Annotated in this window: 9 protein-coding genes; 3 read left to right on the forward strand and 6 right to left on the reverse strand. The window is 73.1% G+C overall.

From position 1 onward, the window contains the following. Nucleotides 1-4 precede the first annotated feature (4 nt). On the reverse strand, nucleotides 5-952 hold the full coding sequence (gene deoC / locus ABZ454_RS25205) for a deoxyribose-phosphate aldolase (protein ID WP_356315637.1): 948 nt from the start codon (nucleotides 950-952) through the stop codon (nucleotides 5-7). 331 nt (nucleotides 953-1,283) lie between these two features. Between deoC and ABZ454_RS25210 the strand changes: the two genes are divergently transcribed. Beyond that, complete coding sequence (locus ABZ454_RS25210) at nucleotides 1,284-1,922, forward strand: PH domain-containing protein (RefSeq protein ID WP_359541078.1); 639 nt, start codon at nucleotides 1,284-1,286, stop codon at nucleotides 1,920-1,922. Between the two features lie 345 nt (nucleotides 1,923-2,267). On the opposite strand, the gene ABZ454_RS25215 is transcribed toward ABZ454_RS25210, so the two are convergent. From ABZ454_RS25215 to ABZ454_RS25225, 3 genes are all read right to left on the reverse strand, one after another. Next, nucleotides 2,268-3,911 carry a phospho-sugar mutase gene (locus ABZ454_RS25215; protein ID WP_359541081.1) on the reverse strand — a complete coding sequence of 548 codons (1,644 nt, stop codon included), beginning with the start codon at nucleotides 3,909-3,911 and terminating at the stop codon, nucleotides 2,268-2,270. A gap of 305 nt (nucleotides 3,912-4,216) precedes the next feature. After that, complete coding sequence (locus ABZ454_RS25220; protein WP_356315303.1) at nucleotides 4,217-5,041, reverse strand: purine-nucleoside phosphorylase; 825 nt, start codon at nucleotides 5,039-5,041, stop codon at nucleotides 4,217-4,219. Between the two features lie 135 nt (nucleotides 5,042-5,176). Then, nucleotides 5,177-5,614 carry a gamma-glutamylcyclotransferase gene (locus tag ABZ454_RS25225; protein WP_136327705.1) on the reverse strand — a complete coding sequence of 146 codons (438 nt, stop codon included), beginning with the start codon at nucleotides 5,612-5,614 and terminating at the stop codon, nucleotides 5,177-5,179. Between the two features lie 252 nt (nucleotides 5,615-5,866). Between ABZ454_RS25225 and ABZ454_RS25230 the strand changes: the two genes are divergently transcribed. Together ABZ454_RS25230 and ABZ454_RS25235 are read left to right on the forward strand one after the other, a co-directional pair. After that, on the forward strand, nucleotides 5,867-7,306 hold the full coding sequence (locus ABZ454_RS25230; protein ID WP_356315299.1) for an NAD(P)H-quinone dehydrogenase: 1,440 nt from the start codon (nucleotides 5,867-5,869) through the stop codon (nucleotides 7,304-7,306). A 208-nt stretch (nucleotides 7,307-7,514) separates the two neighbouring features. Next, nucleotides 7,515-8,465 (forward strand): DeoR/GlpR family DNA-binding transcription regulator, encoded by a 951-nt coding sequence (locus ABZ454_RS25235; protein ID WP_356315296.1) that lies wholly within the window; start codon nucleotides 7,515-7,517, stop codon nucleotides 8,463-8,465. A gap of 125 nt (nucleotides 8,466-8,590) precedes the next feature. Here the strand turns inward: ABZ454_RS25235 and ABZ454_RS25240 are convergent, their stop codons facing one another. Both ABZ454_RS25240 and ABZ454_RS25245 read right to left on the reverse strand, forming a co-directional pair. Next, the gene (locus ABZ454_RS25240; protein ID WP_356315293.1) at nucleotides 8,591-9,187 is read right to left on the reverse strand and encodes a helix-turn-helix domain-containing protein; all 597 of its coding nucleotides are present in this window, start codon (nucleotides 9,185-9,187) and stop codon (nucleotides 8,591-8,593) included. 162 nt (nucleotides 9,188-9,349) lie between these two features. Beyond that, nucleotides 9,350-10,129 (reverse strand): biotin/lipoyl-containing protein (locus ABZ454_RS25245; RefSeq protein ID WP_359541085.1); only part of this gene is annotated, 780 nt, incomplete at its 5' end.

The raw sequence follows: 10,129 nt of genomic DNA on the forward strand, positions 1-10,129 counted from the left end.
GGAATCAGTCCACCGTCACGTAATCGGGGCCGGAGTAACGGCCGGTGCTGAGCTTCTGGCGCTGCATCAGCAGGTCGTTCAGCAGGCTGGACGCGCCGAAGCGGAACCAGTGGTTGTCCAGCCAGTCCTCGCCCGCCGTCTCGTTCACCAGCACCAGGAACTTGATCGCGTCCTTGGAGGTGCGGATGCCGCCGGCCGGCTTCACGCCGATCTGGACGCCGGTCTGCGCACGGAAGTCGCGCACCGCCTCCAGCATCAGCAGGGTGTTCGCGGGGGTGGCGTTGACGCCGACCTTGCCGGTCGACGTCTTGATGAAGTCCGCGCCCGCCAGCATCCCGAGCCAGGAGGCCCGCCGGATGTTGTCGTACGTGGACAGCTCGCCGGTCTCGAAGATCACCTTCAGCCGTGCCCGGCCGCACTCGGCCTTCACGGCGAGGATCTCCTCGTACACCTTCAGGTAGCGGCCGGAGAGGAAGGCGCCCCGGTCGATCACCATGTCGATCTCGTCGGCCCCGGCCGCCACGGCGTCGCGGACGTCCGCGAGCTTCACGTCGAGCGCGGCGCGCCCGGCGGGGAAGGCCGTCGCGACGGACGCCACCTTCACGCCGGAGCCGGCCAGGGCGGCGACCGCGGTCGCCGCCATGTCGGGGTAGACGCAGACAGCGGCGGTGCGCGGGGTCGTGCGGTCGGTGGGATCGGGGTTGACGGCCTTGGCGGCGAGAGCCCGGACCTTGCCCGGGGTGTCCGCGCCTTCCAGCGTCGTCAGGTCGATCATCGAAATGGCCAGGTCGATGGCGTACGCCTTGGCCGTCGTCTTGATCGAACGGGTTCCGAGCGAGGCGGCGCGCGCTTCCAGGCCGACGGCGTCGACGCCGGGCAGCCCGTGCAGGAAGCGGCGCAGCGCACTGTCGGACGCCGTCGCGTCGGCGAATGCGGGGGCAGTGGTGGGCATGGTCACCACATGAGCATATCTACGCGCGTAGCGGCCTGTACAGGGGCCCATGCCGTTCGCGCATCGCGCGGCGGCCCCGCATCGCGCGTTCTTCGGCGTGGGGCGGGGCGATGTGGTGCGGTGAGGTAGGTGCGACGCGCGGCTCACGGCGGAAGGCGCCCGGCGGGTATGCGGGGCGCGTCCGGGGCCCGCCTTCCGGACGTCGTGCGGGTGTCCGGGATGCGCCCCGCGGGCTCGGTACGCGCGCCCGGGACCCGTCCTGCCGGGCCGCGTACGCGCCTGCGGGCGGCCGCCCCCGCGTCCGGCGCGCACGTCAGGCAGAATCGGGCTCATGACGAGCCCCACGCCGCCCTCCGAGCCCACCTACGCCGACCGGACGTTCCGGTCGCCCGCCGGGCTGGTCGGGGGCGCCCTGCTGCTCCTGCTCATCGGCTGGATCGGCGGGGACGCCGCGATCCGGGGCGAGGGCCGGGTGCCGTGGCTGGCGCTGGCCGGACTGCTGACCGCGGTGCCGCTGGTGGTCGCCTTCACGCTGCGCCCCGTGGTCTTCGCCAACGAACAGCGCCTGCGGATCCGCAACCCGTTCCGGACGATCACGCTGCCGTGGACCGACGTCGCGGACGTCCGGGCCGGGTACTCCAGCGAGGTCATCGCGAACGACGGCCGGAAGTACCAGCTGTGGGCGGTCCCGGTGTCGCTGCGGCAGCGCAAGAAGGCCGCCCGCGATCAGTCCCGGCAGTCGATGGACGACCCGTACCGCAGGACGTCCGTCACCGCCGACGTGCGCGACACGAAGGCACGGGTGGCGGCCGCGGACCAGACGGTCGTGGACCTGAGGGAGATGGCCGAACGCGCGGGCGACAAGCCCGTCCCCGGGGCCCCCGTCACGTCAGTGCGCTGGGCGTACGAGGTGATCGCGCCGGCCGCGGCGGGCGCGGTGCTGCTGGTGGTGCTGGGCGCGATCGGCTGAGGGACGGACCGCCGCGCGAGCGGGGGGAGCGCGTCCGGTCCTGAGGGCCGTGACGTGTGCCCCGCACCGGGCGGTGGGCGGCGGACAGGCCAGCGTCCGGCGGTGGCGGGCCCGCGCCGCCGGTGCGGCGTCGCGGGGAGCGGTGGCGGCGTGGTGACCGCCCGGCTCACCAGCAGGGCCCCCTCATGCTCCCCGCCCGCCGCCGGGCCCTCCCGTCGGCCGCACGGTCCGCCGCGTGTGCGGCGCCGTCGCGCCCGGCCGGGGCGCTCCGCCCCGCACGGGTCGCGGCCACCCCTGCCGGGGGACGGGCACGACACCCGCGCAGGGCGCCCCGGACCTTCCGGATCAGATGCCGGCCGCGGCCGCCAGGTCCCGCTTGATGCCGGCCAGCAGCTCCGCGCCCTTCGCGCGGGCCGCGGGCAGCTCGTCGGCCGAGCCGACCGGCACCACGACCTCCAGATAGCACTTGAGCTTCGGCTCGGTGCCGCTCGGACGGACGATCACCCGCGCGCCCTCCAGCTGGTAGCGCAGCCCGTCCGTGGGCGGCAGCTGCCCGGCGCCTTCCGTCAGATCCTCGGCCGAAGTGACGGCGAGGCCCGCGAGTGCGGTCGGCGGACGCTCGCGCAGGCGGCGCATGGCGTTCGCGATGACGGACAGGTCCTCGACCCGGACCGACAGCTGGTCGGTGGCGTGCAGTCCGTGCTCCAGGGCCAGGTCGTTCAGCAGGTCCAGGAGCGTGCGGCCCTGCTCCTTGAGCACGGAGGCGAGCTCGGTGGCCAGCAGCGCGGCCGTGATGCCGTCCTTGTCGCGGACGCCGTCCGGGTCGACGCAGTAGCCGAGCGCCTCCTCGTAGCCGTAGCGCAGCCCCTCCACGCGGGCGATCCACTTGAAGCCGGTCAGCGTCTCCTCGTAGCCGAGACCCGCCTTCCCGGCGATCCGGCCCAGCAGCGACGACGACACGATGGACTCCGCGAACACGCCGGTGACGCCGCGGCGGACCAGGTGAGCGGCGAGCAGCGCGCCGACCTCGTCGCCGCGCAGCATCCGCCAGCCGCCGTCCGCGGCCGGATCCGGGACGGCGACGGCGCAGCGGTCCGCGTCGGGGTCGTTGGCGATGATGATGTCCGGGTCCGAACGGCGCGCGGTCGCGAACGCGAGATCCATCGCGCCGGGCTCCTCCGGATTGGGGAACGCCACGGTGGGGAACGCGGGGTCGGGCTCGGCCTGCTCGGCGACGAGGACCGGGGCGGGGAAGCCGGCGCGGTCGAAGGCGGCGGTGAGCACGGACGTGCCGACACCGTGCATGGCCGTGTACACGACGCGGGCGGTACGCGGCGAGCCGGCGTCCAGCACGGCGTCCGTGCGCGCCAGGTAGGCGTCCAGGACCTCGTCGCCGAGGGTCTCCCAGCCGCTGTCGGGGCGGGGCACGGTGTCCAGCGGGCCGACCGCCGCGATGGCGGCGGCGATCTCGCCGTCGGCCGGCGGCACGATCTGCGAGCCGTCGCCGAGGTAGACCTTGTAGCCGTTGTCGCGCGGCGGGTTGTGGCTGGCGGTGACCTCGACGCCCGCGACGGCCCCCAGATGCCTTATGGCGTACGCGAGCACGGGGGTGGGGAGCGGGCGGGGGAGCACCGCCGCCCGCAGACCGGCGCCGGTCATCACGGCTGCCGTGTCCCGGGCGAACTCGGTGGACTTGTAGCGGGCGTCGTACCCGATGACGACGAGGCCGCCTTCCCGCCCCTGGTCCTTCAGGTACGCGGCGAGCCCGGCGGCGGCGCGGATGACGACGGCGCGGTTCATCCGCATGGGCCCGGCGCCGATCTCGCCGCGGAGTCCGGCGGTGCCGAACTGGAGCGTGCCGGCGAAGCGGGCGGTGAGTTCGTCGAGGTCCTCGGCGTCGATGAGCTTGGCGAGCTCGTCGCGGGTCTCGGGGTCGGGGTCCTCGGTGAGCCAGGTCGTGGCCCGGGCGATGAGGTCCTGCGTCGTCACGGTGTCCGCCTTTACGGTGTCCGGGTTCCGGGGTGCTTCGGGGGTGGGGTGCGGGAGCGGGTGCGCGTGCGGGGCCGGGGTGCGGTGGGGCGCCGGGGGTGTCTTCGCGCCTGCGGCGGCCTCGTTCCCCTGCCCGCGCCTTCCCGTACCCGGGGCTCTGCCCCGCGCCCCGCTCCTCAATCGCCGGACGGGCCGGGGGCTCGGCCGGCCGGATGTGGCGTTGCTCCGGGCCCGCGCCCGGCCGGTGGGGGCGGGGCAGTGCCGCCGTCCCCACCGGCCGGGCGGGCCGGGGCCGACGCTCCGGGTCAGATCCGGTCCAGGACCCTCGCCAGCAGCGAGCCCATCCGGGTCGCCGAGTCGCGCCCCGCCTGGAGGACCTCCTCGTGGTTCAGCGGCTCCCCGCTCAGCCCCGCCGCCAGGTTCGTCACCAGGGAGATGCCCAGCACCTCGGCGCCCGCCTCGCGGGCCGCGATGGCCTCCAGCACCGTGGACATGCCGACGAGGTCGCCGCCCATCACGCGGACCATGTTGATCTCGGCCGGGGTCTCGTAGTGCGGGCCGGGGAACTGCACGTACACGCCCTCTTCGAGGGTCTCGTCGATCTCCTTGCACAGCGCCCGCAGCCGCGGGGAGTACAGGTCGGTCAGGTCGACGAAGTTGGCGCCGACGATCGGCGAGGCCGCCGTGAGGTTGATGTGGTCGCTGATCAGCACCGGCTGCCCGGGGCGCATGCCCTCGCGCAGACCGCCGCACCCGTTCGTCAGCACGATGGTCTTGCAGCCCGCGGCGACGGCGGTACGCACCCCGTGCGCCACTGCGGCGACGCCACGGCCCTCGTAGAAGTGGGTACGTCCCAGGAAGACCAGGGCGCGCTTGTCGCCGATGCGGTACGAGCGGATCGTGCCGCCGTGGCCCTCGACGGCGGGCGCGGGGAAACCGGGCAGGTCGGTCACCGGGAACTCGGCCTCCGGAATGCCGAGCGCATCGCCGGCGGGTGCCCAGCCGGAGCCCATCACGAGGGCGACGTCGTGGGTCTCGGCACCGGTCAGCTCGCGCAGGCGGGCGGCGGCGTCGGCGGCGGCGGCGTGCGGGTCGCCCTGGATGTGTTCCGGAATAACTGATGCGTTCACGCGGATGAGCGTAACCGCTGAATCCCTACGCGCGTAGATGCGCCCGTACAGAGTCTTGCCGCGTTCGTTCGTGTGTTCGCACAGCGTCCCCGCGGTGATCGCGGGAAAAGGCAGATCAGTGCGGGTTTCCGGCGCTCAGCAGGGGCGCTTGCGGAGTTCCATCACATAATCGTGCGGCGCGCCCGCGGAGTCGGCCGCGTCGGCCACCTCGCCCAGGTAGCGGGCGGACGGCAGCCCGCCCTCGTACCCGTTCAGGACGTACATCCAGGCCGGCTCCTCGCCGTCCAGGGTGTGGACCCGGACCCGCATGCGGCGGTAGATGTCCAGGCCGACGCCCTCCCACCGGTCCATGGAGTCCTCGTCCATCGGCGCCAGGTCGTACAGCGCCACGAACACCTGGGAGCGGGGCGCCTCGACCACCGTGGCCAGCGCACCCTCCCAGCCCATCTGCTCGCCGCCGAACGTCAGCCGCCAGCCGTTCAGCCAGCCGGTGCCGCGCAGCGGGGAGTGCGGTGCGCGGCGCGTCATCAGCCGCGCGTCGAGGTTGCCGGCGTACGCGGCGTAGAGCGACATGGGATCGAGGGTACGGGAGGTGACACCGGGAGCGTCGGTTCCTGGGAGGAACAGCCCCGCCCGGCAACCCGGACGCACCTGCCGCTTCCCGTGCCCGAGGGCCCCCGGCGCACGTATGGAGGGCCCCGGGGCGAAGCACCTTGGCGCGTGCGGGACAATGAAGTACGTACTGCATTCCCCCGGGGCGGCCCCCCGGACCCCCGGCCGGGGCAGCAGACGGCCGCGGGACGAGAAACGCGAGGCGGACTTTTCGTGACCCGGATCGTGATCATCGGCGGCGGACCCGGCGGGTACGAGGCGGCATTGGTGGGCGCCCAGCTCGGCGCGGAGGTGACCGTCGTCGACTGTGACGGCCTCGGCGGCGCGTCCGTGCTCACCGACTGCGTGCCCTCGAAGACCCTGATCGCGACGGCAGAGGTGATGACCACCTTCGACTCCTCGTACGAGGAGCTCGGCATCATCGTCGCGGACGACACGCCACACCTGGAGCAGGCGGCGCGCGTGGTCGGCGTCGACCTGGGCAAGGTCAACCGGCGGGTGAAGCGCCTGGCGCTCGCCCAGTCCCATGACATCACCGCATCCGTCACCCGTGCGGGCGCCAGGGTGATGCGCGGGCGCGGCCGTCTGGAGGGCCTCCAGGCCGCCGACGGCTCGCGCCAGGTCGTCGTCACCGCCGCCGACGGCACGGAGGAGACGCTCACGGCGGACGCCGTGCTGATCGCCACCGGCGGCCACCCCCGGGAGATCCCGGACGCGCTCCCCGACGGTGAGCGCATCCTGAACTGGACCCAGGTCTACGACCTCGACGAGCTCCCCGACGAGCTCATCGTGGTCGGCTCCGGTGTCACCGGCGCCGAGTTCGCCGGCGCCTACCAGGCCCTCGGCTCCCGCGTCACCCTCGTCTCGTCCCGGGACCGGGTGCTGCCGGGCGAGGACCCCGACGCGGCGGCCGTCCTGGAGGACGTCTTCCGGCGCCGCGGCATGAACGTGATGGCCCGCTCCCGCGCCCAGTCCGCCAAACGGGTCGGCGACCGTGTCGAGGTGACCCTCGCCGACGGCCGGGTCATCACCGGCTCGCACTGCCTGATGGCGGTCGGCGCGATCCCGAACAGCGCGGGCATGGGCCTGGAGGAGGCCGGGGTGCGGCTCAAGGACTCGGGCCACATCTGGACCGACAAGGTCTCCCGTACCAGCGCGCCGGGCGTCTACGCGGCCGGTGACGTCACCGGGATCTTCGCCCTGGCGTCGGTCGCCGCCATGCAGGGCCGGATCGCGATGTACCACTTCCTCGGTGACGCCGTGGCCCCGCTGAACCTGAAGACGGTCTCCTCGAACGTCTTCACCGACCCCGAGATCGCCACCGTCGGCTACAGCCAGGCGGACGTCGACGGCGGCAAGATCGACGCCCGGGTCGTCAAGCTCCCGCTGCTGCGCAACCCGCGCGCCAAGATGCAGGGGATCCGCGACGGCTTCGTCAAGATCTTCTGCCGCCCCGGCACCGGCATCGTGGTCGGCGGCTGTGTCGTCGCGCCCCGGGCGAGCGAGCTGATCCACCCCATCTCGATCGCGGTCGACAACAATCTGACCGTGGAACAGATCGCGAACGCCTTCACCGTGTACCCGTCGCTGTCGGGATCGATCGCGGAAGTGGCCCGTCAGTTGCACACCCGTAAGCAGGCGGGCGAGGCGTAACCGCTCCCGGGGGGAGCCGCGGAGAGCCGGGCAGCCTGGCCTGACGCGGCAACCCCCGGCAGCTCAGGCGTGCCGGCGGCCGCCGTTCGGTCAGTACGGGACAACAACGGGGCCACCTATACCACTTGGGGGCCCCTTGGATGTACAACTTCTGGTATTCGGCGCAAACAGCTGAAAACGCTCGGGCGGTCACGTTACTGTCAGTTTTGTGTTCGCTGCAGAACGTCGTCAATTGATCCTCGAAATGGTGCGTGCCAACGGGGCGGTATCCCTCCGTGAGCTCGCCCGCGTCGTCCAGACCTCCGAAGTGACCGTACGGCGGGACGTGCGGGCACTGGAGGCAGAAGGACTCCTCGACCGCCGGCACGGCGGTGCGGTCTTGCCGGGCGGATTCACGCGGGAGTCCGGCTTTCCGCAGAAATCCCATCTCGCCACCGCGGAGAAGACGGCCATCGCCGACCTGGCGGCCGGTCTCGTCGAAGAGGGCGAGGCCATCGTGGTCGGCGCCGGTACGACCACGCAGGAGCTGGCCCGCCGGCTCGCGCGGGTCCCCGGCCTGACCGTGGTCACCAACTCGCTGCTGGTCGCCCAGGCGCTGGCCCATGCCAACCGGGTCGAAGTGGTGATGACCGGGGGCACCCTGCGCGGCTCCAACTACGCCCTGGTGGGCAGTGGGGCCGAGCAGTCGCTCCAGGGGCTGCGGGTCTCGCGCGCCTTCCTGTCCGGGAGCGGGCTCACCGCCGAACGCGGACTCTCCACGTCCAACATGCTCTCCGCGAGCGTGGACCGGGCGCTGGTGCAGGCCGCGGCGGAGGTGGTGGTCCTCGCCGACCACACCAAGCTCGGCTCCGACACCATGTTCCAGACCGTGCCGACGGATCTCATCACCCGTCTGGTGACGGACGAGCCGGCCTCGCACGACGACCGGGCGGCCGCGGAACTGCAGGCCCTGGCGGACCAGGGGGTGCAGATCGCGGTGGCGGGCGCCGGGAACGGGCCGTCCTCGGCGGATGCGGCCCCGCCCGGCCGGGCCGCCCGCCGCGACATGCCCCTGCCGGGGCAGCGCCGCACGCACGCGCAGCAGTTGCGGGGCGCGGCGGTGCTGGCGGAGCCCGGGCCGGGGGACCGGGCGAGAGTGGCGGACCTTCGTCGCCGGTAGCGGGGCGGGCGCGGTCACGGTTCCGCCCGGGGGCGCAGCCCCCGGAGCTCCGCCCCTCAAGCCCCCGTACGCCGCCCGGGGGCCTCGCGGGCTCCGGATCGGGCCGGGACCAGCCTGGGGCCCCCTCAGGCGGCCTGCAGCCCCCGCAGCGTCAGCGTCAGCAAGCGCCCCGCCAGCCCCGGATCATCCGGGGACTGCTCGGCGGCCAGCGCGATCGCGTTCGTCAGCTGCATCAGGTCGTCGATGGACACGTCGGCCCGCACCGTCCCGCTCGCCTGCGCCCGGCGAAGCAGTACCGAACCCGCCTCGCGCAACGGCACATTGCACCCCGACAGTGCCGAAGTCTCGTCCCGGCACGTCGACATGAGCGCCTGGGCCAGTCCCCGGTACTCACCCGCATGAGTAATGAGCGCGCCCAGCCACTCCACCAGACCGGTGCACGGCTGCTCCGCCTCGGCCAGTTCGTGCGAGCGGTCGATCAGGGAGGTCACCGCCTCCTGGAAGACCGCACTCATCAGCGCGTGCCGGGTCGGGAAGTGCCGGTACAGCGTGCCGATGCCCACGCCCGCCCGCCGCGCGACGTCCTCCAGGGACGCGTCGGTGCCGTGTTCGGCGAAGCTGTCACGGGCCTCGGTCAGCAGCCGGTCGTAGTTGCGGCGCGCGTCGGCGCGCATGGGCCGGTCCGGCGTGCGGACCGCTGTCCCTGCCGTACTCATCGCCATCGCGCAGTCCTCCCTGTGTCCGCTCCGGAGTCCAGGATGCCATCGCGCAACCGGAGGTGTCCTCCGTAACGCTGTACGGCCGGGCCGGACCGCGCGATGACCGGCGCCCCGGTCACGTCTTCCGACATGAGCGGGGCGCCGGTGGAACAGGTGTCGCGAGGATCAGTCCTTGATCTCGCAGATGACGGCACCGGAGGAGAGCGAGCTGCCGACCTCGGCGGCGAGGCCCTTGACGGTGCCGGACCGGTGGGCGTTGAGCGGCTGTTCCATCTTCATGGCCTCCAGGACGACGATGAGGTCGCCCTCCTTGACCTCCTGGCCCTCTTCGACGGCGATCTTGACGATCGTGCCCTGCATGGGGGAGGCGAGGGTGTCGCCGGAGGCTGCCGCGCCGGACTTCTTGGCCGCGCGGCGCTTCGGCTTGGCGCCCGCCGCCAGTCCGGTGCGGGCCAGGCTCATGCCCAGCGACGAGGGCAGGGAGACCTCGAGGCGCTTGCCGCCGACCTCGACGACGACGGTTTCGCGGCCGGGCTCCTCGTCGGTCTCGGCGTCGGCGGGAGCGGTGAACGGTTTGATCTCGTTGACGAACTCGGTCTCGATCCAGCGGGTGTGGATGCGGAAGGGGTCGGAGGTGAAGGCGGGGTCGGTGACGACGGCGCGGTGGAAGGGGATGGCGGTGGCCATGCCTTCGACGGTGAATTCGGCGAGCGCGCGGGCGGCGCGCTGGAGTGCTTGCTGGCGGGTGGCGCCGGTGACGATGAGTTTGGCGAGCAGGGAGTCCCAGGCGGGGCCGATGACGGAGCCGGATTCGACGCCGGCGTCGAGGCGGACGCCGGGGCCGGTGGGTGGGGAGAAGAGGGTGACGGTGCCGGGGGCGGGCAGGAAGCCGCGGCCGGGGTCTTCGCCGTTGATGCGGAACTCGAAGGAGTGGCCGCGCATGGC

The organism is Streptomyces sp. NPDC005803 (assembly GCF_040630435.1).
Taxonomy (GTDB): domain Bacteria; phylum Actinomycetota; class Actinomycetes; order Streptomycetales; family Streptomycetaceae; genus Streptomyces.

What these genes read in the sequence shown, in the direction of transcription:
- ABZ454_RS25210 (WP_359541078.1), top strand. Translation starts at nt 1,284, where the DNA reads ATGACGAGCCCCACGCCGCCCTCCGAGCCCACCTACGCCGACCGGACG.
- ABZ454_RS25240 (WP_356315293.1), bottom strand. Translation starts at nt 9,187, where the DNA reads ATGGCGATGAGTACGGCAGGGACAGCGGTCCGCACGCCGGACCGGCCC.
- ABZ454_RS25225 (WP_136327705.1), bottom strand. Translation starts at nt 5,614, where the DNA reads ATGTCGCTCTACGCCGCGTACGCCGGCAACCTCGACGCGCGGCTGATG.
- deoC (WP_356315637.1), bottom strand. Translation starts at nt 952, where the DNA reads ATGCCCACCACTGCCCCCGCATTCGCCGACGCGACGGCGTCCGACAGT.